Origin of the sequence: Sporichthya polymorpha DSM 43042 (assembly GCF_000384115.1) — a bacterium.
Taxonomy (GTDB): Bacteria; Actinomycetota; Actinomycetes; order Sporichthyales; family Sporichthyaceae; genus Sporichthya; species Sporichthya polymorpha.
The window spans coordinates 1,799,220-1,822,913 of sequence record NZ_KB913029.1 but is presented as its reverse complement, the minus strand read 5'-3'; the positions used below and the strand labels follow the sequence as shown (position 1 = coordinate 1,822,913).

Below are 23,694 nucleotides of genomic sequence, written 5' to 3'. Positions count from 1 at the left end.
CCTGACGTGACGTCAGGTCTCGTAGGCCTCCATCGGGCCCCCGACCTCGATGCCACGGTGTGTGATCCGGTAGCGGCGCACCTCGGGCTCGTGCGCGCTCGCGCGCGTCTTCAGCACGGTGACAGCGCGCTTGATCTTCGACTCCGCCCGCACGTACTGCAGCAGAATCACGTTGTCGCTCATGTTGGAGACACCGAGCTCGGAGAGCCGGTTGAGGTGGAACAGGTCCGGCACCTCCATCGTCAGGAAGACGCTGACGCCGCGGGTCGCACACCGCTGGACGAAGGAGTAGACGTACTCGCGGAACCGGATGGGATCGGGCGAGGCGTGGGCGAGGTCGCCCAGGCTGTCCACCATCAGCCGGCTGACACCGGTCCGCTCGACGGTGTCCAACACCGTGTGGACCCACTCGTCGACGTAGAGGTCGACCGACGAGCGGTAGAGCACCTCGATCTGAGGGTGTGACAGATCCCAGCCGAATCCGGATGCGGCGCGCGCGAGCTGCGTCGGGTTCTCCTGCAGCGTGGCGATCAGGCCGCGTTCGCCGGCGTCGGCGCCGGCGACGATGAAGCTCAGGCCGAGCACCGTCTTGCCGACACCCGACGGCCCGGCGGCGAGTGTCGAGGAGCCGGGCCAGTAGCCGCCGGTCATCGAGTCGAGCACCGAGATGCCGGAGGTCAGGCGCTCGGCGCTGACTTCGTACTCCGCCCGGTCCGGCACGTCGGCCAGGCGGGGGAAGACGTGCAGGCCGTCGGCCGACAGGCGGTAGCCGTGCTGGCCCGACATGAAGTCGCTGCCCCGCAGCTTCATGACCTGCAGCATCCGCATCTGGCGCTCGGAGGTCATGGATGACGTGAGCGAGATGATCGCGTCGGCGACCGCGAATTCGGGTTCGCGGCTGATCTCTTCCGCGTTGTACTCCCCGACCCACAGCGCGGCGGCGCCGGTCGCGGAGAGCCGGGCCGCGATGTCGTGCAGGAACCAACGGAAGTCACTGGGCTCCTGCGCGAACGCGTGCAGCGCCTTGAAGCTGTCGATGACGATCAGCGCGGGCCGGTGCTGGGCGATCACCGCCTCGAGCCGCTCGACGAACGCCGGCAGCCCGCGCTCGTCGAGCACCCCGCCGAGGTCCTCGTAGAAGGCGTACTTGCCGATGGCGTCCTCGTCGAAGAACGACAGGCTTCGGCCGTAGCGGAGGATTTTCTCCATCGGCTCGGAGACCGTGGAGACGTAGAGCGAGGGGCGTTCCGGAGTCGCGTTCGCGAACACGATCTGCTGGGCGAGGAGCGTCTTCCCCGTCCCCGGATCCCCGGTGATCATCGTCAGCGCGTCGTTCCAGATGCCCCCACCGAGCACCTGGTCCAACCGGGGATGGCCACTGGACAGTCGTGCGGACACCGCGTTCCTCCCGTCCTCGCCCCGCGACCCTAGCGGCCCGCGCGGCCCGCCGGGGGACCTGAGGGTGGTGGAGACGGGGGGACTTGAACCCCTAACCCCGGCTTGGCGTCAGGCCGGCCACACGACCTCGAGGATCTCGACGCACCGCTGCTGTTCCAGGATCAGGTAGACGGCGAACCCGGCGCTGGTCTGCTCGACCCGGTACACCTAGCCTCGACATTTCGCGTGTGAGCGGTTGAGTTCGGCGCGTTAAACACGGAAGTGCCTGTCTGGCACGGGATTCTGGGCTTGTCGAAGGTCCAAGATCGCCGAGCCGGAAGGCACTCCGTAGGTGAAGGGTAGCCGGGTTCGTTCTGTGCCCCGTGTTGAGGCTGGCGGCGAGTCGCTGATCTCTTCAGCGGGTGGGGCGTTGCTTTTGAAGACCGCGGTGGTCAGCGGCTTGGCCGGTGCCCTGTCCCGGGGGTTGGCGCCGTGGCGGGCGCACCGGGCGGTGCACGACCCAGGCAAGACGGTGCTCGATCTGGTGGTCGCGATCGCGTTGGGTGGGGACTGTCTGGCCGATCTGGCGTTGGTGCGCGCGCAGCCGGAGCTGTTCGGCCCGGTGGCTTCGGACCCGACGGTCAGCCGACTTATCGAAACCCTGGCCGCAGATCCGGACACGGCCAAAGCCACACTCGGCGCGATCCGTGCCGCCCGCGCGCAGGCCCGGGCGTGGGTGTGGTCACGGGTCGATCCGTGGGCTGGTCAGGACCGCCCGGTGCTGGATCTGGACGCCACGCTGGTCGGGGCGCATTCGGAGAAGGAAGGAGCGGCGCCGACCTTCAAGCGCGGGTTCGGGTTCCACCCGCTCCTGGCCTTCGCCGATCACGGCCCGACCGGAACCGGCGAGCCGTTGGCCGCGCTGCTGCGCCCCGGCAGTGCGAATGCCAACAACGCCGCCGATCAGATCGCAGTCCTCGATGCCGCACTCGCCCAACTGCCCGAAGCGGTGCGGGGCGGGGTGCTGGTGCGCGCCGATAGCGCGGGCGGGGTCAAGGACTTGCTGAACCACGTGCATGAGCTCGGCCTGGAGTTCTCGGTCGGGATCGCCGCCCGTCAACCGGTGCTCGATGCCCTCGCGGTCCTACCACGCCAGGCTTGGCGCGCCGCCCTCGATGCTGACGGGTGCCCGCGCCCGGGCGCGCAGGTCGCCGAACTGACCCGCTGGCTGCCGGCCTCCTTCACCGGATGGCCGCCCGGCATGCGGGTGATCGCCCGTCGCGAGGAGCCCCACGTCGGTGCGCAGCTGCGGATCACCGACGCGGACGGCTGGCGCATCACTGTGTTCGCCACCAACACCCGCGGCTCTCGTCTGGCCGATCTCGAAGTCCGACACCGGTTACGGGCCCGGGCCGAGGACCGCGTCCGGACGCTGAAAGACACCGGCGCCACCAACCTGCCCTTGCACTCGTTCACCAAGAACGAGCTCTGGCTCGAACTCGCCCAGCTGGCCACCGAGCTGTTGGTCTGGACCCAGCTGCTGGCCTGGCCCACCCACGCGGCCCGCCGCTGGGAACCCAAACGTCTTCGACTACGCCTGCTCAGCGTCGCCGCCCGCGTGATCACCACCGGCCGTCGGCGCACCCTGCGCCTGAACTCCCGATGGCCCTGGGCCGATCTGATCACCGGCGGCCACCAACGACTGACCGCCCTGACCTGAACCCAGATCCCGTCGCGACGAACACCCCGGAGAACCGGCGAACACAACGCCGGCGGACAACAGTGCCCAGGACTCCGACCAACGCCATCGACTACCCGCTCGCTGGGAACCGGCTGGTCACGAAAGATCGAGGCTAGGACGGCGGGTAGCGACGGGCTTCGGTCACCGCGACCGGTTCGTCCTCGGGCGTGGACAACTCGGCATGTGGCTCTTGGCCAGATGACGTTGCGGCCGGATCGCCGCCCCACCGACCACCGTCGATGAGTTCACCGAGGCCGTGATGCTCCGAGACGAGGTACCTGGCTAACCCGGCGCCGGCGAAGACGTACAGCCGGACCGCGCCGTTTGGATTGTCAGGGTTGGAGGGCCGCCCGCTCCACGGTGCCGTCTGCAGTACCACCCGCAATTCGGCGAACGCGTTCAGCGCCTCGACTGGCAATGCGTCGATCTGCTCTTGGACGTCATTGCCGACGTCAACCCGGTGCACCGGCAGCGCTACAGCCGCGCCTCGGTAACCGCGACCGGCTCATCCTCCGGTGGCACGACGCCGGTCAGGAGCTCGGCGGCACGGCGAACGACCCGGCGATGTTCAGCGGGATCGCGGGTGACCCAAGAGCGCAACCGCCAGTTCTCCACTGCGTCCATCACCGGAGCCAGGTCCAGCGACTCGGCGGCCTGGTCGAGGGCAGCGCGGTAATCGCGGTCGAAGGCGTCGCGGTACTCCGGATGTCCGGGACTCGCCCACGAACACGTTGCGCGACGAATCTGGACTACCTCGATGGTCCATCAGATCTTGATGCCTAGGTGTGTTCGATCTTGGCTTCTTCAGCCTGCGAAGCAGGCTGTCCGTTCCGTCACCGGATGTGAACGGACGTGGGGACGCCGATGCGACGGCGGGGCTCGGTGCTGGCCGATGTCGTCGACCCCGCTCTCTTCTGCGACCGCACCCAGCCCGGCCGCCCCAACGTTCAGGAGGCGACCCAAGAGGCGGGTGCGCGGGTCTTCCCGGGCGTGAGCGAAGCGAGCCCCGCGCCGGCCGGCTCCGCCACCCGGAGTTGGGTTCGTCGGGGCCGCGTCAAGGACGCGCGACGATCACCTGGTCAACCCGGGAAAGGCCACCTGCCCACTTCTGCGCGGACGGCTCGATGTAGCCGGCAATCCGGAGCGCGCACCGGTGGCTTTCGACGAGGTTCATCGTGTGGATGGGCTCGTAGTGCGCGATCCGATTCCTCAGGGCGTGAAGCGCGACGACATCGTTGCGCAGCACATGGCGACGACCATCGGGAAGATGCGGAAAGGCGGGCCGGAGCTGCGGCCAGAGCTGCGCCTGGTGTCGGCGCTCGAGCAGAAATCGCCAAAACCCAAACGGGAGCTCCGCGATGATCCGCCCCTCGGTTTCCGTGGCGCGGAGCCGGGATCGCGCCTTCGCGACGTCGAGCACCGCCTGAGGTGACAGGCCGGTTGCGGGGTGGTCGAACCACGCGCCGGGACGCCCAGCGCGTCGATGCCACGCAGCGAGCCGGGCGTGGATGGTGTTCCGGAGCAGCACCTCGATTACACCGATGAGCTCGTAGAACGCGCCGGCCACGGCGATGTTCCACTCGTACAGCGCGAGGGCCGCGTCGTGGTCGCCTGCCGCCCTCAGGTACGGGCGGAACCGCTCGACGGAGCACCAGCGGGCGATCTCCACAGCGCTGGGCCGGTCGTTTGACAATGCGCTCAACGGCGATCATCCTCGTTGGTGAAGACCCCGGAACGATCCCTGCGCTTGCGCACATCACCGGGGTTACTGCTTTTGTCCGGGCCACTTTGGACGTTCCATCCGACTACCGAGAATCTCCGCCGCTCGTCGGTCGGACTCCGCAACAAAGGCCGCGTAGACCCGCAGGGTCGTGACACCTCCGTCGCCGAGTAGTGGCGCAGGGCGTGGAGGTGGGTGTTTATCCCGAGGCCGGCGCACATGCGCGAGTACCGGTGGGTGACGCCGCTGGGGTCGTACGGCTCCGACTGATCAGGCTTGTACGAGAAGAGGTACGACTCGTCCAATGCGTCCAACCGAAGTTCAATCGCTTGGACGTCCCAGGGGGCCCGGTGTTCCTGGAGCACCTCATCGTCTCCGCGTCCAACGCAATCCGGCGCATCCGGTGGGTCTTGGTGTCCTTCTCGATAACCCGGCTGCCCACTTTCACGATGCCGCGGCGGACGACCAGGGTCTCGGTGTCGAAGTCGACGTCGGACCACTTCAGCGCGAGCAGCTCGCCGCGACGCAGCCCGGTCACCATCACCAGCCACACGAGGGTGCCCCAGTCGACGTCGACCTCCCAGGCCGCCGCGAGGATCCGGGCGGCCTGCTCGGAGGTCGGCGGGTTCGGCTGCGGCGCGGGCACCCGTGGCTTCTTGGCCACCGAGGCCGGGTTGGTCGCAATCCAGCCCCACCGCACCGCGGCCGCGAGGGTGCCGCTGATGATGAAGTGGATCCGGTTGATCGTCGCGTTGGCCATCGGCCGGCACGAGTGCGGCGGGCAGGACCGCACCACGCAACCCGCCGAAGCACAGGAATGCTCGACCCCGGCCGACAGCCGGCCCGGGGGCCGCTTGTGCAGGGTGACCTCGCACTCATGTTCGCCGGCCACCCGGTGGTCGCGGCGTTCCTCCCCGGGCCGGCAATGCGCCCCGGCAAAGCCGGAGGTCGGCGTCGAAGCGCTCCAGCAGCCGCGGGGTCAGCCTCGAGAGCGGCACGTCGCCGAGTACGGGCCCGATGTGGTTGCGGACGTAGGCCTCGTACGAGCGACGCGTCGTCTCTTCGAGCTCCTGGACCTGGAGCCACTCGGCCAGGGCGACCGAGAACGAACCGTTGGTCCGGGCGATCCGGTCGGCGTCACGCTCGGCGCGCATCCGGTTCAGCGCCTTGCGTGCCAGGGCCTGGGTCGGGTGCGTCTCGATCGCGGAGCGCCGGCGACCGGTCAGCGGGGTCGGCGTCGTTGACAAACAACGAGGCCTGCCACGAGTTCCCGCGCCTGCGCAGGGAGCGTTCGGGGCGGCGAGGCTGCGAGGAGGCCGACATGGCCGGGACCGTAACACGCAGTCAGACTCGCAGTCCGTAATTTTTTTACGGGTACTGCGAACTACGTTCCCGCAGGTGAACCGTGGTGGAGACGAGGGGACTTGAACCCCTAACCCCTGCCTTGCAAAATCGCCGCGGCATGTCCGTGGGGGTCCGACCAGCCGCCCGGAGTGCGTGCGCCAAGGTGCTTCCGGGTTGTTGGCGTCCGTTTACGTCCGCCTCCTTGGCAACCGCTTGGCAACCAGCGCGGCGGTTGGGGCCCCTGCACCACCGCTCCGTGCGCCAGAGCCCAGGGCCGAATGCCGCCCACCACGGTCGGCGTGTCCGCGCCACTCAGGCCATGATCACTGGCGAGGCTCGGTCGATACCCTCTGCACTGCACTTCCGCTTAGCCTAGTCCCGTGCCGAGCTGTCGCCTGCTCGCGTGATCTGCACCGTGCCAAGCGCATCCACGGCAATCGACGGACAGTCTCCTGCTGCCGAGGTGCACTCCGTTGCAGTACGTGGATCCCCGCCAGGCACCCGCTCCGAACCTTCCCGCCAGGTGATGAGCACTCCCCGGAGGTCACAGTCCGCCTGAGCAATCGTGAGTGGGAGCGCGTTCTTCTTGAGTGTGACCTTCCCCGCTGGATTCCCGCACGCCGGCTTCATCTCCGCAGGAACAGCGCCCGGGGCGAAGGTGGGCCGCGCAGCGGGCTCTGGGGTGGAGTCGGAGTCGCCGCAAGCAGTCAGCGCGAGCAAGACCACAAGGGCCAGAGCAGGAACGCGCCTGCACGTCATTGGAATCGGTCCTCCTTAGTCGACTCGCCGGGCGATCTGCCAGGCGGCGGTGGAGAGCAGCACCAAACCCCATACGGCGGCCGCAACGTACGCCACAAGCGGTTTGAGTTCAGTCGTGAACTGGGGCGCGAGAATCTCGGAACGGGCCATGGTGACCAGAATGCCCGCCGGTGAGGCGCTGGCGACGGCGCCCAGCCCAGGGGCGTAGTAGGCCGCGCCCAGCAATAGGCCACCCACGGCAAGCACCGCGAAGTAGAGCAGGACGGCCGTCAGGGTGCGCGTTGCCGCGACACCGAGCGGGTAGCCGAGTGCGGCAGCCGCAATTCCCAACGCAACGGCCGCCACGAACGCCGATGCGCTCGGCGAATGAGCCGCGACGCCTGTCGGTGGTTCAAGCGAGCTGCGTTGCGCAAGTGCGCTGATCGCGCCCCCCACGCTTCCAGCCAGTGCGCACAAGCCGACTTGTCCAACGGCGGTACGGAACTCGGCGGCTCTCACGTGAACCTGCGACCGACCCTGGGCATGTGCCACCGCCCGAAAGCCGGATGTACCCCCAGAAGCGGCTGCATTTGCTCCCAACACCACTGCCCAAAGAGGGGATGCGACCAGCGCGCCTACCAACCCCAGCGCCGCGCCGGCGACCAGTCCTGGAGCCCGAGGCTCGCCCAGGAATCCCGTCGGATAGGTAGCCCCAAGACCGCCGAGCGCGATCCCAATAGCGACGAGAACTCGCGAAATGGGGTTGCGGGCAGACTGCACGATCGCGACGGGCAACCGAACCTGTGGCTTACTCATCGCGGCCGTCGACCTCATGGCGCGATCGTCGCTTCCAGCGTCGGTCCGGCGATCGCTTGGATCAGCCAGCGCTCACCGACTTGTTCGAAAACGATCTGGAAGGAGGCTCCCGTCGCGCGGACATTGCCGGTCTGAAATGGCGAGGCGAATCGAACCCAGAGGTTCGTGATTGTCGGGAACAGCATGGACGAGGTCGGCTCGACTTCGATCGAGGTCGCAAGCCTCAGGACTTCGGCGGCATCCGGCGGAGCGGCACTCGCCTCAAAGCTGGGCGCAAACAACTCCTCAGTCTGGTCCGCCCTTCCCTCCTTGGTCAGTTCCGCCCATCGACTCGCGACCTGGCGCGAATCCCACCCCGCGTCGTGTGCGTGCCGCCAGGCGGGGCGCCACTGCCAGGGCACGTCGTCGGCGATCGCTTTCGGGATGACGAGGCCGGCAAAGACCGCGACACCCACTCCAGCCGCGATCGGGGAAGCGCCCGCCAGGATGCGCACCCCGTCGCCGGAAACTCCGCTACGAATCGCGAGGGCGGCGAGAGCGAGCAGCCAGACGACGAACAGCAGCAAAGCACTTTCGGTGCTGATACGGCTCGGCTCAACACCTCTTGCGCCGAAGATGCCCCCGTTGCCGGTCAGTGTTCCGCGCAGCGAGCCAAAAGGAAGCCACGGCAGGACCTCAAGCAGCGAACTCGCTCGCTCCGCTAACGCACCAGTTACCGGCAGGTAGAGGGCGCTCATCGCAGCAACGGTCAGGATCGACGCGGTGAAGGAGCGGATCGCAAGCGCGAGCAAGGCGCCGAGAACCGCGGCGAGGATGTAGCACCCGAGCAATCGCGCCTGTGCCTGGAGAAGTTGACCGTGATCGATCGGAACGGTTGATCCCCAGTGCAGCTTCCGTCGAAGACCGTCGAAGAGTCCACCAATCGCGACCGCGAAGACGGTGAGCGCACGGGCCGCGATGCCGAGTGAGGCTGCGAGCCAGATGCAGCTGGCGACGCGTTGGCGGATGCCCACCCCGGACGAGTGCCACGCGTCAGCCACCACCTCGTGGCCCGCCGCGGCGACCAGGCCCGCGAACATGGCGCCGAGCAAACCGTAGGTCAGGTTGGCCGAGACGGTACTTACGACACTCCCGCCTACTCCTGGGGGGGCCGTGCCGCCAGCCGACGCGGCGTCGAGCACACAACCGGCGAAGGTTGCGAAGATCAAGATTCGAACCAGCGGGCGGTTGAGCACAGCGGCATACTCAGCGCGCGATGGCAACCCGAGGCGCCTTGCTTGGTTCATATCCCAGGCCCGTCGGGCGTCTCAGCGCTGAGAGTCCTACCGGACTGCACTTGGATCACCCGAGCTGGCAGCCGGGCCAGGAACTCGCGGTCGTGGGTTGCGGTCAATGTGGCGAGCCCCCCGGCGTGACGCTCCGACAGGATAGCTACGAGGAGGGAGACTCCGTCCTGGTCCAGAGCAATAGTCGGCTCATCGAGGACTAAGAACCGGGGTTCTCCAGCCAGAGCACGAGCGAGAGCCAAACGTTGACGCATACCCCGCGAGAACTTGCGCACGGCCCGTGAACCAGCATCCGACAAACCCACGCGTTCCAACAAAGCCGAGACGGTCTCGCGATTCGGGGCGAATGGCCGTAGGTTGCCGGCCGCGTCGAGCCAATCGAAGAACTCGGCCTTGTCGGGTACGTAGCCGACGGACGTCGGTGGTGACAGGGGCGAGACTTCGCGTCCGAAGACTATGGAGCGTCCAGTGGAGGCTCGGACCAATCCTAGGACGAGGCGGATTGCAGTGGTCTTCCCTGACCCATTAGATCCCAGCAGGGCGACGCTCTCGCCGTTCGAGACATCGATGTCGAACGGGCCCAGGTGGCGCTTGCCGACTCTCAGGGTTAGTCCCCGCGCCGTGAGTGGTGGGCTGATCGCCCCGTCTCGGGGGCCAACCGGAGAATCGGAGAGCAGGGCTCGCTGTCCTTCGATGACCGGATCTAGTTCACGCTTTTCACCCACGACACCCCATTCCCCCGTACGAACCACGCGGTGCCGGCTGGCGTGCACCCCGAGATTCTCGCCTCGGGTAAATCGATCGATGCGCCGCTGACGGGCAGGAGTTGTGCACCCGCCTCGCTCTGTGCCAGTAGGGCTCCCGTTCGTGTGCAGAACTCTGTGGCCACGATTCCTTCCGGCAGCTTCGTGGTCGATACCGCGCCGCTGGCGGACAGTCTCGTGACGTGGCTGAGCGGGGACTCGGGCCCGCCTTCGGACCAGACCGTGGCGAACTTGCCGTTGCTGACAATGCAGCCCGAGGGCCGGCGCAGATCGGGAACAGAAACCGAGCGGAGCTTGCCGCCGAAACCTCCGCGGAGGACCTTGGCGCCCAGTTGACCTGGGATGACAAAGGCAACGTCGCTGCCGTCATCAGAGATGCAAGCCGCCGCCTCGGTGACGGACTCCAGATCGGAAACCCAGGCGGGCTCAACAGCATCGGCAGCGACGTCAGGCCCGTCAACCTGAACCAGCCGCAGCTCGCCCGCGCGAAGGGCGCTGACCCGCGAAATGGCCACAGCCCGCCCGCCGGTGGTCACCGCCATCGCTGAGTACCGCTGCTGGTAGGTGGTGAGGGGCAACGTGGCGACGGGGGCGGTCTCAAGGTCGTCGGCCGAAAGCCCGGCCGAGCCGAGTAGCCGTAGCCGTAGCGCACCAGAAGGAGAGTCCGTGGCAAGGACGGTGGCGTCCGGTACGAACGCCGCGCCCGGCGCCCCCGCTGCGAGACTCAAGGGTTCCGAGATCTGGACGGGCTCACGGACGGCGTCGCGCACGACAGAAAGCGCGCCTTTTGCGTCAGCCACGAGCACGTCCGGGCACGTGACACAACCCAGGGGAAGCTCGCCAGCCTCAAGTATCAGCTTCCAGGGTTTACGGGTGCCATCTCGGCGAATCCCGATCGCTTCAACCGTCCCGGACCCGCTGGCACGAAGAACCACGGCTCCGGTGTCGTCGACGAGCGCCGCGAACGGAGCCGGCCCTTCTTGCGCCGCCGAACTGTCGAGTGGTGGAGCGGTCGAACCGGCAGAAGGCTTGCTGGCGGCGACGAGGACTGCCAGTCCTAGCGTCGCCGCCACGGCAAGCCGGAACGCGGCGCTATCGCCCTCGTTCCGTGCTCCTGCGCCCATGAACCACGATTGTTACCAGGTCGCGGTGTCCAGGTCGAGGCGCGGGTCCGGACCTTCCTTGTCCGCGTAGGCGTCAATCTGAACCGACGTCTGACCCTTGTAGGTCTTGGCGTTGGGAACGTTGCGGTTGAACCAGCCGACGTTGGCGTCACCCGAGTCGGGCGACTTCCACTCCTTGGTCCCGCTGCTGAAGCCGGTGGCGACCTTGTAGATATTCTCGTCGTTGCGGGCCCCGTACTGCAGACCCGGCGAAACCGTGTACTGGATGTCGTAAGAACTGATCTCCCAAAGGACCGCGCTGTACGACGAGTAGTTGATCCGGGCCTGCGCGCACCGGTAGCCAGCCTGCTCGATGCCCTGTCCGTTGAAGAAGTACTCCTGGGAGCAGTCCTGGCCGGTCAGCTTCTGTGCCGCGGTCGCAGCGCCGGCGCCGCCGAGGACGGCAAGGGCCGCCGCTCCTGCGATGACGGCGACCTTGCGTGAATGTTGCATCGCTTACCTCCTAAGTGACTTGGTTGATCGCCGCCTGTGGAGCCAGATGTGGCGCGGATGTTCCCCGACGCCTTCGTGCCTGGGCAGGCCGGTCTGCGGCTTTGATGCATCACCCGGATAGCGGGTTGCGCTCGAGCGCGCTTTCCGTCCGAAGGTCTGGGGACTCCTCCACCGAATGGCCGAGGAATCGAGCCAGCTTCAGGATGAGAGCCCGTCCCGGTGATGTCTTTCGACCTTGAGGCCCGGGGCCTTCGTCCGTTGTGGGCAGGACCTTCGCCCTCGCGACCCTGGGAAGGCGGAGGCCAGCCGGCTGGCGTCCTCTGGAAGGGCACGCCCCCCGCGGATGTGCTCAACTACATCCCCAGCCGGCCGCTGGGGGTCGAGATCAATGACGGCGGTCGAGAGCTTGTGTCGGGTCACCTGGCGCGCGACACCGCGCTGGACGTTAGGTTCGGGTAGAGGTCAGCGACGACCGGCATCCCGTCGGCGGCCGGAGAGGTAGCGCTGAGCCCAGTCGGGACCACGGGAGCGATCTCCAGCCTGACCGCTGGAGCGGCGCGTTCCGTCGACGGTCTTATCGACCGACGTCGGATCGCCGGTCTTGGGCGGCAGTTGCCGCGACCATCCTGCCGTGGGGGCTATCCGCCTACCCTGCAGCTGATCACGAGCGGCGTCGGTCCGCCGCCTCGCCGAGCTGCCCGCCGGTGTTCGGCGACCGCCGATCGTCCTCAAGCTGATGGACTGTCACGAACTGACCCGGACAGGCCTGGCCCCGGTCGAACATCGGCGGCTGTCTCTGAACTGACGTCTAATCAGAAGCGCTAGACGCAAGGCCAAAGCCAACGGCCAGATTCCAAGGCCAAACCGAAGGCCAAGACCGAAAGGCTAAACCGCAGCACTCCTCTTGCTCGTCCCGAGCCCGCGCGCCGCCGCCTGCTCGATCTGGCGCCAAACGCGCACACAGGGAGTGCGTGAAGGTCGTCGATCTGCTCCCCGTTCTCGACCACAGGTACCGCGTGGACCTGCTTCGCGACGGGCTCGTCATCGGCGTCGCAGGCGGTCGCGTCGATGTGGAGGCCTCAAGACGCCCACATAGGGGTGTGTGGCTGCAGCGACGCCGATCGCGGACCCGAGTTTGGGTGGCCCTGCGCACCCTCATCAGGGGTGTGCAGGTCTCCTTCTGCGTTCCGCGCGGCGATCGCCAGCCCGTCGTCGGGCTCGGCGATGACGGGGGCGGCGGGGCGGTGATGCCGCGGTGATGTCGATCTCGCGGCTGTCGGCGGGAGCGGGCTACCGCTACCTGACCCGGCACACCGCCGCCGGGGACGCCCGCCCGGGCCCGGGGCAGTCGCTCACGGCGTACTACACCGCGACCGGGCTGCCGCCCGGCCGCTGGACCGGTGCCGGCCTGCCGGGCATCGGCGCCGGCGACGGCAGCGGCCTGCGCCCCGGGGCGGTGGTCACGGAGGAGGCAATCGGCCGGTTGTTCGGCACCGGCCGGAACCCGGTCACCGACGAACCGCTCGGACTGGCTTATCCCCGCTTCAAGACCGTGGCGGAGCGGATCACCGAACGGGTCGGGCGGCTGCCGGCGGACCTCACGGACCCGGAGCGGACGGCGGCGGTCGCCGCGATCGAGGCCCAGGAGCAGGCCAAGCCGCAACGCTCGGCCGTGGCGGGGTTCGACTTCACCTTCACCGTGCCCAAGTCGGTGTCGGTGTTGTGGGCGCTCGCCGATCCCGAGCTCGCCCACGCCGTGGAGCAGGCGCATCACGACGCCGTCGATGCCGTGCTTCAGGTGGTGGAGGAGCGGTTCCTGCACACCCGCACCGGGGCCGGGTCAAAGATCCGCGTCCCCGCCCAGGGCGCGATCGCCGCCGCCTTTGATCATTGGGACACCCGTGCCGGGGACCCGAACCTGCACACCCACCTCGTGATCGCGAACAAGGTCCAAGGCCCGGACGGGAAGTGGCGCGCCGTCGACGGCCAAGTCCTGTTCGCCGCGGCCGTCGCCTGTAGCGAGATCTATGACAGCGTCTTGGCCGACCTGCTCCACGCCCGCCTCGGGGTCAGGTTCGGCTACCGGGACCGGGGGCCGCGGCGCACCCCGGCGTTCGAGATCGCTGGCATCCCGGATGCGCTGATCGCCGCGTTCAGTTCCCGCTCGCAGGCGATCGGCGCGCACACCCAGGCCCTGGTGGCCGCGTTCACCGAGACCCATGGCCGCGAGCCGGACCGGGTCGAGGTGTTGCGGCTGCGCCAGCAGGCCACCCTGGCCACCCGCCCGGACAAGCACCTCACGCCACTGCCGGAACTGCGGGCCCGGTGGCGGGCCACCGCCGAGGCCGTCACCGGCCGACCGGTTGACACGATGCTTGACACCGCGATTGCCCCAGCCATCCACACGGCGGTTTCCCCGAGGGTTGCCGGCGGGGTGGACCGGCCCCTGACCAGCGCGAATAACCCGTGGGCAAGCGGACGGGCAAGCGGGGTAACCGGGTGGGCAACCGGGACAACCGGGCGGGCAAGGATCCGGTCAACTGGGGCTGCGGACGATCCCGGCGTGCCCGAAAGGCTGTTGGACCGCTACGCCGACGCCACGATCGCCGCAGTGGCGGCCCGGCGTGCCACCTGGACCGGCACGAACGTGCTCGCCGAGGCCGCCCGGGTCACCCGCGCGTTGCGCCTGCCCGACCCAGCGGCACGAATGACGGTCCTGGACCGGGTGGTCGCGGCCGCGCTGGAGCGATGCGTCGCGTTGGACCCGCCGGCCAACGCGGCCGGACTGCACCGCGATACGAACCCGGCCAGCCCGGCACTCACGTCCTCCTCCGACATCACCGCTATCGGCACCGTTGTCGGCGCCGGCGGCGGCACCGGGGTGGGTCGTCGCGCGGATGCGCCCGAGCCGGCCTACACGACCTGGGAGATCCTGGCCGCCGAGGCCCGGCTGCTGGCCGCGCACACCGAGTTCTCCGCTCCGGTCGCGGACCCGCGCCCGATCAAGGTCGCCTCCGCCCGGAAGATGCCGGGCGTCCCGGGGCTGTCCGCCGACCAAGCCCGCGCCGCGGCCACGATCGCGACCTCCGGGCGCCGGGTCGAGGTCTTGGTCGGGCCGGCCGGGACCGGCAAGACCCATGCCCTGTTCGCGCTACGGGCGGCGTGGGAACTCACCCACGGCTCCGGCACCGTCATCGCGCTGGCCCCCTCGGCCACCGCCGCCCTCGCCCTGGGTGCGTCGCTGCACGTCGGCGCCGACACCCTCGCCAAGTGGGCTCACGAAACCCGACGCGACGACCACGCGAGCGGACCCCACCAGACGTACTGGCGACTGCAGGCCGGGCAGCTGGTCATCGTCGACGAGGCCGCGATGGCCGCCACCACCGACCTGGACCTGCTCATCACCCATGCGGGCAGGGCCGGGGCAAAGGTGGTCCTGGTCGGGGACCCGCTCCAGCTCGGCGCGGTCGAAACCGGCGGCGCGTTCGCGCTGCTGGTCGAGCAAGGCCACGCCGTCGAGCTCGAGCAGCTGCACAGGTTCAGTCAGGACTGGGAAGCCGCCGCCACCCGCCGGCTCCGCCTCGGGGACCCGGCCTGCCTGGACACCTACACCGCCCACGGGCGCCTGCACGACGGCCCCACCGAAGCCATGCTCGAGAAGGCCTACCGCGCCTGGGCCTCCGACACCGCGGCTGGCCGACACAGCCTGCTGCTCGCCCCCGACCGAGACACCGTCACCGCGCTCAACGCCCGCGCCCGCGCCGACCGGATCCGCGCCGGCGCGGTCGACCCCCGCAGCCAGGTCGCCCTGCACGACGCCACCAGCGCCGGAGTTGGGGACGAAATCGTCACCCGCCGCAACAACCGCCGCCTCACCAAGCCCAACGGTGAATGGGTCCGCAACGGTGACCGCTGGCACGTGCACGCCGCCCACCCCGACGGATCCCTCGACGCCTCCCCCATCACCGGCGCCGTCGACAGGAGTGATGGGATCCCCTTCGGCGCGGTGCGGCTGCCCGCGGACTACGTCCGCGACCACGTCGAGCTCGGCTACGCCGCCACCATCCACCGCGCCCAAGGCGCCACCGCCGACACCGCGCACGTCATCACCGGACCCGGCATCAGCCGGGAAGCGTTCTACGTCGGAATGACCCGCGGCCGGCACGCCAACCACGCCTACCTGGCGACCGACACCACCAGCGGCGAGTGGCACCACACTGACCCCACCGCGCCAGTGACGGGACGTCAGATCGCGGCCGGGATCCTGGCGCGCACCTGTGCGCCGGTCGCCGCCACGACCGAACTCCAACGCCGATACGCCGAGCACCTCCTCGCCCTCGACCGCGCCGACCGGACAGCGCCGGGCGCCATCGGCCCGCCCCCGCCACGCCGATATCCACGTCTCACACCACCGCCACCGTCGCTCGGGCACGAAGCCCCGGGTCGATAGCTCACACGACCGCAGCACCAAGAAGGGGAGGCCGACCATGACAGCAGCACAATCCCACGCCAGCACCTCTGGACAACGAGCTGTTATCCCCAGGCAGCGGGACAAGCTATTGCTCACGGCCGAGGAGGTGGCGCACGCTCTGGGGATCGGGCGCACCAAGGTGTACGAGCTGATGGCGTCCGGCCGACTGGGATCCGTGACCATCGGCCGGCTCCGAAGAGTCCCCGTGACGCATCTCGACGATTTCGTGAACAACCTCGGTTCGGAGGAGTCATGACGACGGACGGCACGTCACGCCGGCGCGCTCACGGCGAGGGCAGCATTTACCGTCGCGCGCGCGACGGGCGGTGGGTCGGGATGCTCGACCTCGGCTGGATCGACGGCAAACGCCGGCGGCCGATCGTCACCGGCGCGACCAAGGCAGAAGTCGTCGCGAAGCTGCGGCAGCTGCGCGGCGCCCAGGACAAAGGGGTCGACATCGCCGCGCCGCCGCGCACCTTGGCCGCCTGGCTCGACGAGTGGATGACCGACATCAAGGCTCTCGACGGCACCCGGCCCAGCACTCTCGACCGATATCGCATCGCGATCGACAGCCACATCAAGCCGGGCCTCGGGCAGATCCGGCTCGACAAGCTCAGGCCTCGCGATGTGCAGTTGTTCCTGGCCGCCCGCGCCGAGGTGGTCGCTCCGGCGACGGTTGTGAAGATCCACGCCGTGTTGCGCTCCGCTCTCTCGGACGCCGAACGCCTCGACCTGATCGCACGCAACGCTGCGAAGGCCGCGCGCTCACCGAGCCTCGCCAAGCCGGAACGCCGGGTGCTCACCGTCGAGGAGGCGAAACGCCTCCTCACGGCAGCAGCCAGCAACCGCCTCGAAGGGGTCCTCGTGGTGGCCCTGACCCTCGGCCTGCGGCGCGGCGAGATTCTCGGGCTGAGGTGGTCGGATGTCGACCTCGACAACCGGGTGCTGCACGTCCGGCAAGCCGTGCAACGGGCCGGCGGATCACTACGCATCGTGGAACCTAAGACGCACCGGTCCCGCCGGGTCCTCCCAATCCCCGCCGTCGCGGTGCCCGCGTTCGAACGGCAGCGCGCCCGGCAAGCCGCCGAGCGCCTCGCGGCTGGGCCCGCCTGGCAGGACAACGGCCTGGTGTTCGCCTCGACGCTGGGTACGCCGATGGAGCCTCGCAACGTGAACCGGCGATTCGAACTTCTGCGCGCCAGCGCTGACCTCGACTGGCTGCGGATGCACGATCTCCGGCATGCCTGCGCGACGTTCCTGATCGCCCACGGCGTCGACCACCGGACCGTCATGGAGGTCCTCGGGCACTCCACGATCCGGTTGACGATGGACACCTACACCCACGTTCTGGACGAGCGGCTACGTGCTGCCGCTGAAGCCATGGATCGGGCGCTCGGCTCACCCAGCTGAGCGGCCCAGATCGTCGCGAAGGGGGACCCACGGCCCCAGCCTGACTGCGGATTAGGCAACCAAGTTGGCAATCATGGGGCCGAAACGCCGGGCCGGGCCCGTGAAATTACAGGCGTTTGTACAGGTGAACCGCGGTGGAGACGAGGGGACTTGAACCCCTAACCCCTGCCTTGCAAAGGCAGTGCTCTGCCAGTTGAGCTACGTCCCCGGGATGCGCGGGGTTCAGGCTAGCGCCTCAACTTCTGCGGCGCGCCGCGGCTATCAGCCCGGGCGGATGGGCGCAGACACCCGCAGAAGATGCGAACGCCCCCGCCCGGACCGGGCGAGGGCGTCAGCGTCGGTGGAGCGTCAGCGCACCGGGTCGGTGGCCTCGGCCCACAGGTCCTGCTCCGCCTTGCCGGCCTTCAGCTTCTTGAACGCCAGCGCACCCCCGGCCGCTGCGAGCGCGGCCAGCACGAGCTTCTTCACGTCGTTTCCTCGCCTTCGATCGATGGAGAGGGCGCCAGGCTAACGCACGGGGGATCGGTCGGCGTGACCTGCACCACGCTGCGTCAGGCGCCGGCCTCGACGAAGCGCCGGAGCCCGTCGAGGGCCTCCGACATCAGCCCGGCCATCATCGAGGCGGCAGCCTGGGGTTCGACGTCGGCGCCGTAGACGACCAGGGAACCGTCGCGGTCGTCGAGGACGTCGATCGTGGCCAGGTGCGCCTCGATCGGCAGGCCCGAGCGGATCGAGTGCTGGAACCGGCGGAGAACCTGGTCGTTGGTGACGATCTCCTCGTGAATCACCGGCCCGTTGTGGATCTCGTACTGCCGGGTCGACCCGCTGGCCGACGAGCGCGCGATCGCGGGTACCCAGGACGCGACGGCGGCGGCGTCGCTGACGACCTTCCAGACGACGTCCGCCGGAGCGGCGATACGGGTATGGACTCGCACCGAGGTCATGGGCGGGCTTCCTCTGTTACCGAACGGTAGGTCTGTTAGCTCCATCCTGCCTCGTGCGGCGCAACCGTGCGTCGGGAACCCCGTAACGTCAGGGTTTCGACGTCCCGCGAGTCCCGGAGCCGATCATGGCAAACCAGTTCGAAACCCTCGTCTATGCGACGGACGGCCCCGTTGCCACGATCACCTTGAACCGTCCCGACGAGCTCAACACGATCGTTCCGCCGATGCCCGACGAGATCGAGGCGGCGGTCAACCTGGCCGCCCGGGACCGCGCGGTGAAGGTGATCGTCCTGCGCGGTGCCGGGCGCGCGTTCTGCGCCGGCTTCGACTTCGGCGACGGGTTCCACCAGTGGGACGAGGTGCTCTACACCGACGGCAAGTGGGACCCGGGCAAGGAGCTCATCACCAACAGCTCGCCGACGCTCGGGTTCGTCCCGAAGTTCATGAGCCTGTGGCACAGCCCCAAGCCGGTGATCGCGGCGGTCCACGGCTGGTGCGTCGGCGGCGGGAGCGAGCTCGCCCTGTGCGCCGACATCGTGGTGATGAGCGAGGACGCCCGGATCGGGACGCCGTACTCCCGGATGTGGGGCTGCCACCTCGCCGGCATGTGGATCTACCGCCTCGGGCTGGCCCACGCGAAGGAGCTGGCGCTCACCGGCCGGGCCCTGTCCGGGGTCGAGGCCAAGGCCCTCGGCCTGGTCAACGACGCCGTCCCGTTCGAGCGGCTCGAGGAGACGGTCTTCGCCCTCGCCGACCGCCTCGTCACCATCCCGCAGTCCCAGCTCACCGCGATGAAGACGGTCGTCAACCAGGCCTACATGAACATGGGCCTCGGGAGCACCCAACTGCTCGGGACGATGCTCGACGGGATGCTCCGGAACACCCCGGACGCGCTCGAGTTCATCCGCCTCGCGGAGCAGGAGGGCGCCTCAGCCGCCGTCGCGCGCCGGGACGCGCCGTTCGGCGACTACTCCCAGGGCGAGCGCCCGAATCCCCAGCACGTGCTCGACGTGCAGCCGCGCCCCTGAGCGGCGGGTGAAGCAGGGGTGGGCCTAGTCGGTCCGGCCCGGTCGCCGTCACGGTTGCCGTCGGCTGGGTCAGTCCGCGCCGAGCTCGCCGAGCAGTCTGCGGACGTGGGCGTCGACTTCGTCGACGATGCGGCGGACGGTGTCAAGGTCCTGGCCCTTGGGGTCGTCGAGTTCCCAGTCCTCATAGCGCTTGCCGGGGAAGATCGGGCAGGTCTCGCCGCACCCCATGGTGACGACGACGTCTGCTTCGGCCACGCCGTCGGTGGTGAGCAGCTTCGGTCGTTCGCCTTCCGTGCTGAGGCCACGCTCATGCAGCACCTGGACGACAAGGGGGTTGAGGGACTCACCTGGCTCGCTCCCGGCGGAGCGAGCCTCGACGCGGCCGGCGCCGTAGTGCTCGGTGAGGACCTTGGCCGCGAGGCTGCGGCCGCCGTTGTGGATGCAGGCGTAGAGGACGACGGGGATGTCGGTCATGACGGGTTCTCCGCGGCTTCGACGAGGTCGGCGGCGACCCGGCGCGTGTTGGGGTAGAGCGCAAGCACCGCGCCAAGGGCGAGTGCACCGCCGAGGACTTGTGCACCGACGAAGCCGGGGACGCTCGCGGGTTCGATGCCGGCGAAGGTGTCGCTGAGCATCCGGCCGACGGTGATGGCCGGGTTGGCGAAGCTGGTGCTGGAGGTGAACCAGTACGCGGCGGTGATGTAGCCGCCGACGGCGTAGGCGACCGACGCACTGCGGCCGGCGCGGACGACGCCGAAGATCACGACCACCAGACCGAACGTTGCCACGACTTCGGAGAGCAGGAGGTGCGCGTCGCTGCGGTCGCGGCTGCTGATGTCGACCGCGGACAGGTCGAACATCAGGTTCGCGATCACGACCCCGACGCAGCACCCGGCCACCTGCGCCGTGAGGAGCGCGGCCGTGCAGCGGTTGTCGATCGCGCCCAGCCCCCGCTCCACCAGCGTCACCACCGGATTGAACGCCGCGGAGACCGGGCCGAGGGCGAGGATCAGCGCGACCAGCACGGCACCGGTGATGACCGCGTTGGTCAGCAATTGCAGCGCGACGTCCTCGGTCAGCCGCGTGGCGGCGATTCCGGACCCGACGACGGTCGCGGCGAGCAGGGCGCCGCCGAGGAACTCCGCGAACGCTTTGCGTGCGAGCAGGTCCACCTCAGCAGCAGTTCGGGTCGATGATCCGGCAGAGCGCGCCAAGGTTGTCCAGCCGCGGTCGGTACCAGGTGTTCGTGCCCTTCTTCGTCCCCTCGATCAATCCCGCGTCGCGCAGTTGCTTGAGGTGGTGGCTGACCGTCGCCTCGGAGACCCCGACGGCCGGCGCGAGGTCGCAGGTGCAGACCCCGGTTTCCCGCTCGGCGATCAGCAGACTCATCAACTGCACGCGCACCGGGTCCGCGAGCGCCTTCATCCGCAGGGCGATTTCCAGCGCCGCGTCGGCATCGACGACGCCCGCGGCCAGCGGCGCGCAGCACACAGCTGCGGTGGTGTCGAGGACGGGCAGAGCCTTGGGCACGAAGCCAGGGTACGCGATCTTCGATGAATATCAAGTAACTACTTGACGAACGTCTAGCTTCGGCGCCACGCTGGCGGTCCTTCGATATTCGTCGAAGAATGGTCCTAGGGGGTTTCCAGTGACTACAGCGAGCAACGCCGGCGTTCCCGTCGCCGTGATCGGTGCTGGGCCGGTGGGCCTGGCCGCGGCCGCGCACCTCGCCCGCCGAAGGCTGCCCTACGTCGTCCTTGAAAGCGGGCCTTCGGTCGGGGCCGCGGTCCGGTCGTGGGCTCACATCCGCACTTTCACGCCGTGGCGGTGGATCGTCGATGCCGCGGCTGCCGAGATCCTGACCGCGGCCGGGTGGGCGATACCGGCCACAAACATCCCGCCCACCGGCGGGGAGCTGGTTGCGCACTACCTCGAACCGCTCGCCGCCGCGCTCGCGCCGCACGTGCAGACGGGGCATCGCGTCGTGGCGATCAGCCGTGACGGTCTGGACAAGGCCAAAGCGATTGGCCGGGCCGACCGGCCGTTCGTCCTGCGCGTCCGGCGCGACGACGGATCCACGATCGATGTCCGGGCGCGCGCCGTTCTCGACGCGTCCGGGACGTGGGGCCAGCCGAACCCGCTGGGCGCGGGACTGCCCGCGCACGGTGAGGAAGACGCCGCGGCACATCTGGTCGGGCCGCTGCCCGACGTCCTCGGCTGGCAGCGGTCTCGGTTCGCCGGGCGCCGGACCCTGGTCGTCGGCGCGGGCCACTCCGCCGCCAACACGCTGCTCAACCTCGCGCGCCTCGCGCAGGACGAGCCCGGCACCAGCATCGTCTGGGCGATCCGCCGACCCGCCCCAGGAAAGGCTTACGGCGGTGGCGAGGCCGACCAGCTCAGCGCCCGCGGTCAGCTCGGCACCGACCTGCGCGCGCTCGTCGAGTCCGGCGCAGTAGAACTCGTGACCGGGTTCACGGCCGGACGGGTCGAGGTGGGCGAGGAGTGCGTCAGCGTCGTCAGCACCGACGGCCAACGCATCGAGGGCGTGCACAACGTCGCCGCGGCGACCGGTTTCCGGCCCGACCTCGACCTGCTCCGCGAACTCCAGCTCGACCTGCACCCCGGCCTGGAAGCACCGCGCGCGCTCGCCCCGCTGATCGACCCGGCCTATCACTCCTGCGGCACGGTGCCCCCGCATGGGCACCGCGACCTGGCTCACCCCGAGCCCGGCTTCTACGTCGTCGGCATGAAGTCCTACGGACGTGCACCCACCTTCCTGATCACGACCGGGAACGAGCAGGTCCGCAGTGTCGTCGCCGCGATTGCCGGGGACCTCGAGGCCGCCGATGCCGTGCATCTCGAGCTGCCCGAGACCGGGGTCTGCTCGGTCAACGACCGCGGCGAGGACACCGCGGGCACCGGGGACGGCTGCTGCGGCAGCACCCCGGCCCTGGACGAGCTCACCGTGCCCCCCGGCGCTCACCGCGCCCGACCGGTCGGCCTCGCCGCGCAAGGGTTCTCGACCGGCCTCGCCGCGCAAGGGTTCTCGACCGGCGTCGCCGGTGGCGGTCAGGTCGCCGAACTCGTCCGCGAGGCAGCGGCGCCGACGCGTGGGGGATGCTGCACCGGATGAGCTCGTCCCGGACGACGCGCCCGCGGCGGCGCGACTATCCCGGCTGGCGCATGGTCTGGGCCCTGGCCGTCACCGAGACCATCAGTTACGGCGCCTTGTTCTACTCCTTCGCGGTGATGCTGGCGCCGATGCGCGAGGACTTCGGCGCCGGCACCGCGCAGCTCTCCGGTGCACTCACACTGAGTCTGGCCATCACCGGCCTCGCCGCCGTCCCGGCAGGGTGGTGGCTCGACCGTCACGGCGCCCGTGGACTGATGACCGCGGGGAGTCTGCTGGCCGGAGTCTCGGTGTTGGCGTGGTCGCGAGCGACCAACCTTCCGCAGATGTATCTCGCGTTCGTCGGGATGGGCCTGGCCGGGGCCGCGGTCCTGTACGAACCGGCGTTCGCGGTTATCAACACCTGGTTTGAGCGCGACCGGCACACCGCCCTCCTCACCCTCACCGTCGTCGCCGGGTTCTCCTCCACCGTGTTCCTGCCGCTGTCGCAAACGCTGGTCGCTGCCTTCGGCTGGCGCGATGCCGTCTTCACCCTGGGCCTGCTCGTCGGAAGCTGCGCGATCCCGCACTACGTCGTGCTCCGCCGCGCTCCCGCCGACCTCAGCCTGCGCGTGGACGGCACGTCGCTCGAACAGGCGCGCTCCCTCGATGCGGCCGCTGTCGCCGCCGCCATCAGCCGACCCTCCGACGCCCGCACAGCCTGGCGTGATGCCGCGGTCCGGCTGCTGACCGCGGCGGTGTTCCTGGAAACCGTCGCGATCACCGTCGTCGCGGTCCACCTCGTCTCCTACCTGCGCGACGACGGCTTCAGCGCCGGGGCCGCCGCCACAGCCGCAGGCATGCTCGGCGCTCTCCAGGTCGCCGGACGGGTCATGTTCAGCCGCTTCGCCCAACGTTTCGGGATGGGCCGCACCGCCGCCGCCATGGTGGGCGGCCAAGCACTCGGCGTCGCCGCCCTGTTCGCCTTCCCCCACCCGCTCAACGCAGCCGCGTTCGTGCTGCTCTTCGGAGCCGGTTTCGGCGTCATGTCCATCGCCCGGCCGGCCCTGCTCGGCACTTACGTCGCCCGGCCGATCTTCGCCTCGGTGTCCGGACTCCAAACCCTCGTGCTCAACGCGGGCCGAGTCGTAGCTCCGGTGTCGGCCGGTGCCCTCATTTCGTCAGCCGGCTACGGGCCCACCTTCGCCGCAGTCGCCGCCTGCGCGCTGCTGACCGCGGTGCTGCTCGTTTCCGCAGACCGCGCGGAGGCCCGTCGCTGAGCCGCCGCCTCGCCCAGAACGGTGAAGTTCCAAGGGTGATGCCCTCTTCG

At 69.3% G+C, this 23,694-nt stretch carries 24 protein-coding genes and 1 tRNA gene; 8 read left to right on the top strand and 17 right to left on the bottom strand.

Translation table 11 applies throughout. The features are described from left to right. Positions 1 to 12 precede the first annotated feature (12 nt). A complete protein-coding gene (locus tag SPOPO_RS0108945) occupies positions 13 to 1,398 on the bottom strand; it encodes a DUF7125 family protein (RefSeq protein ID WP_028984632.1) in 1,386 nt (461 codons plus the stop codon). A gap of 331 nt (positions 1,399 to 1,729) precedes the next feature. On the opposite strand from SPOPO_RS0108945, the gene SPOPO_RS0108935 reads away from it, so the two are divergent. Then, on the top strand, positions 1,730 to 3,097 hold the full coding sequence (locus SPOPO_RS0108935; RefSeq protein WP_028984655.1) for an IS1380 family transposase: 1,368 nt from the start codon (positions 1,730 to 1,732) through the stop codon (positions 3,095 to 3,097). 133 nt (positions 3,098 to 3,230) lie between these two features. Here the strand turns inward: SPOPO_RS0108935 and SPOPO_RS34305 are convergent, their stop codons facing one another. The 10 genes from SPOPO_RS34305 to SPOPO_RS0108905 all read right to left on the bottom strand — a co-directional run bounded on the left by SPOPO_RS34305 (position 3,231) and on the right by SPOPO_RS0108905 (position 11,402). Beyond that, on the bottom strand, positions 3,231 to 3,584 hold the full coding sequence (locus SPOPO_RS34305) for a hypothetical protein (RefSeq protein ID WP_156869725.1): 354 nt from the start codon (positions 3,582 to 3,584) through the stop codon (positions 3,231 to 3,233). Between the two features lie 8 nt (positions 3,585 to 3,592). Beyond that, entirely contained in the window at positions 3,593 to 3,862 is a 270-nt protein-coding gene (locus SPOPO_RS36145; protein WP_425424154.1) for a DUF6247 family protein, read from the bottom strand. Positions 3,863 to 4,172: 310 nt separating this feature from the next. Then, positions 4,173 to 4,820, bottom strand: coding sequence for a hypothetical protein (locus SPOPO_RS28555; RefSeq protein ID WP_051098337.1), 648 nt, complete (start codon positions 4,818 to 4,820; stop codon positions 4,173 to 4,175). Between the two features lie 217 nt (positions 4,821 to 5,037). Beyond that, the gene (locus tag SPOPO_RS35110; RefSeq protein ID WP_211210873.1) at positions 5,038 to 5,598 is read right to left on the bottom strand and encodes a site-specific integrase; all 561 of its coding nucleotides are present in this window, start codon (positions 5,596 to 5,598) and stop codon (positions 5,038 to 5,040) included. A 115-nt stretch (positions 5,599 to 5,713) separates the two neighbouring features. Then, positions 5,714 to 6,085 (bottom strand): tyrosine-type recombinase/integrase, encoded by a 372-nt coding sequence (locus SPOPO_RS35105; protein ID WP_051098333.1) that lies wholly within the window; start codon positions 6,083 to 6,085, stop codon positions 5,714 to 5,716. An 871-nt stretch (positions 6,086 to 6,956) separates the two neighbouring features. Next, entirely contained in the window at positions 6,957 to 7,376 is a 420-nt protein-coding gene (locus SPOPO_RS0108920) for a hypothetical protein (RefSeq protein WP_156869723.1), read from the bottom strand. Positions 7,377 to 7,750: 374 nt separating this feature from the next. After that, complete coding sequence (locus SPOPO_RS0108915) at positions 7,751 to 8,971, bottom strand: hypothetical protein (RefSeq protein ID WP_019874439.1); 1,221 nt, start codon at positions 8,969 to 8,971, stop codon at positions 7,751 to 7,753. A 47-nt stretch (positions 8,972 to 9,018) separates the two neighbouring features. Further along, complete coding sequence (locus SPOPO_RS36140) at positions 9,019 to 9,747, bottom strand: ATP-binding cassette domain-containing protein (protein ID WP_169577175.1); 729 nt, start codon at positions 9,745 to 9,747, stop codon at positions 9,019 to 9,021. Then, positions 9,726 to 10,910, bottom strand: a complete 1,185-nt coding sequence (locus tag SPOPO_RS34765) for a hypothetical protein (RefSeq protein ID WP_169577174.1) — start codon at positions 10,908 to 10,910, stop codon at positions 9,726 to 9,728. The genes SPOPO_RS36140 and SPOPO_RS34765 overlap by 22 nt, the downstream gene beginning before the upstream one ends. Before the next feature lie 12 nt (positions 10,911 to 10,922). Next, a complete protein-coding gene (locus tag SPOPO_RS0108905; protein ID WP_019874437.1) occupies positions 10,923 to 11,402 on the bottom strand; it encodes a hypothetical protein in 480 nt (159 codons plus the stop codon). A 971-nt stretch (positions 11,403 to 12,373) separates the two neighbouring features. Here SPOPO_RS0108905 and SPOPO_RS0108895 point away from each other — a divergent pair. The 4 genes from SPOPO_RS0108895 to SPOPO_RS0108880 all read left to right on the top strand — a co-directional run bounded on the left by SPOPO_RS0108895 (position 12,374) and on the right by SPOPO_RS0108880 (position 17,283). Beyond that, on the top strand, positions 12,374 to 12,661 hold the full coding sequence (locus SPOPO_RS0108895; protein ID WP_019874435.1) for a hypothetical protein: 288 nt from the start codon (positions 12,374 to 12,376) through the stop codon (positions 12,659 to 12,661). Beyond that, positions 12,661 to 15,852: a MobF family relaxase gene (gene mobF / locus SPOPO_RS28545; RefSeq protein ID WP_019874434.1), complete on the top strand. Its 3,192-nt coding sequence runs from the start codon at positions 12,661 to 12,663 to the stop codon at positions 15,850 to 15,852. Before SPOPO_RS0108895 ends, mobF begins: the two co-directional genes overlap by 1 nt. A gap of 37 nt (positions 15,853 to 15,889) precedes the next feature. Continuing rightward, complete coding sequence (locus tag SPOPO_RS0108885) at positions 15,890 to 16,129, top strand: helix-turn-helix domain-containing protein (RefSeq protein ID WP_084670944.1); 240 nt, start codon at positions 15,890 to 15,892, stop codon at positions 16,127 to 16,129. Between the two features lie 80 nt (positions 16,130 to 16,209). Beyond that, positions 16,210 to 17,283 carry a tyrosine-type recombinase/integrase gene (locus SPOPO_RS0108880; protein ID WP_211210872.1) on the top strand — a complete coding sequence of 358 codons (1,074 nt, stop codon included), beginning with the start codon at positions 16,210 to 16,212 and terminating at the stop codon, positions 17,281 to 17,283. A gap of 135 nt (positions 17,284 to 17,418) precedes the next feature. Here SPOPO_RS0108880 and SPOPO_RS0108875 read toward each other — a convergent pair. The 3 genes from SPOPO_RS0108875 to SPOPO_RS0108865 form a co-directional block, all read right to left on the bottom strand. After that, positions 17,419 to 17,491: transfer RNA gene (locus SPOPO_RS0108875), tRNA-Ala, on the bottom strand. Positions 17,492 to 17,631: 140 nt separating this feature from the next. Beyond that, complete coding sequence (locus SPOPO_RS35100) at positions 17,632 to 17,751, bottom strand: DLW-39 family protein (protein WP_019874431.1); 120 nt, start codon at positions 17,749 to 17,751, stop codon at positions 17,632 to 17,634. Between the two features lie 83 nt (positions 17,752 to 17,834). Beyond that, a complete protein-coding gene (locus tag SPOPO_RS0108865) occupies positions 17,835 to 18,227 on the bottom strand; it encodes an SRPBCC family protein (protein ID WP_019874430.1) in 393 nt (130 codons plus the stop codon). 125 nt (positions 18,228 to 18,352) lie between these two features. Here SPOPO_RS0108865 and SPOPO_RS0108860 point away from each other — a divergent pair, with 125 nt between their 5' ends. After that, positions 18,353 to 19,255, top strand: a complete 903-nt coding sequence (locus SPOPO_RS0108860; RefSeq protein ID WP_019874429.1) for a crotonase/enoyl-CoA hydratase family protein — start codon at positions 18,353 to 18,355, stop codon at positions 19,253 to 19,255. 69 nt (positions 19,256 to 19,324) lie between these two features. Here the strand turns inward: SPOPO_RS0108860 and SPOPO_RS0108855 are convergent, their stop codons facing one another. The 3 genes from SPOPO_RS0108855 to SPOPO_RS0108845 are packed head-to-tail and all read right to left on the bottom strand — an operon-like array spanning position 19,325 to position 20,785. Continuing rightward, positions 19,325 to 19,729: an arsenate-mycothiol transferase ArsC gene (locus SPOPO_RS0108855; RefSeq protein WP_019874428.1), complete on the bottom strand. Its 405-nt coding sequence runs from the start codon at positions 19,727 to 19,729 to the stop codon at positions 19,325 to 19,327. Further along, positions 19,726 to 20,427, bottom strand: a complete 702-nt coding sequence (locus SPOPO_RS0108850) for an aquaporin (RefSeq protein WP_019874427.1) — start codon at positions 20,425 to 20,427, stop codon at positions 19,726 to 19,728. Before SPOPO_RS0108850 ends, SPOPO_RS0108855 begins: the two co-directional genes overlap by 4 nt. Before the next feature lies 1 nt (position 20,428). After that, positions 20,429 to 20,785: an Rv2640c family ArsR-like transcriptional regulator gene (locus tag SPOPO_RS0108845; protein ID WP_019874426.1), complete on the bottom strand. Its 357-nt coding sequence runs from the start codon at positions 20,783 to 20,785 to the stop codon at positions 20,429 to 20,431. A gap of 118 nt (positions 20,786 to 20,903) precedes the next feature. Here SPOPO_RS0108845 and SPOPO_RS0108840 point away from each other — a divergent pair, with 118 nt between their 5' ends. Beyond that, complete coding sequence (locus SPOPO_RS0108840; protein ID WP_028984630.1) at positions 20,904 to 22,388, top strand: NAD(P)-binding domain-containing protein; 1,485 nt, start codon at positions 20,904 to 20,906, stop codon at positions 22,386 to 22,388. Then, complete coding sequence (locus SPOPO_RS0108835; RefSeq protein WP_033386060.1) at positions 22,385 to 23,644, top strand: MFS transporter; 1,260 nt, start codon at positions 22,385 to 22,387, stop codon at positions 23,642 to 23,644. The genes SPOPO_RS0108840 and SPOPO_RS0108835 overlap by 4 nt, the downstream gene beginning before the upstream one ends. Positions 23,645 to 23,694 lie beyond the last annotated feature (50 nt).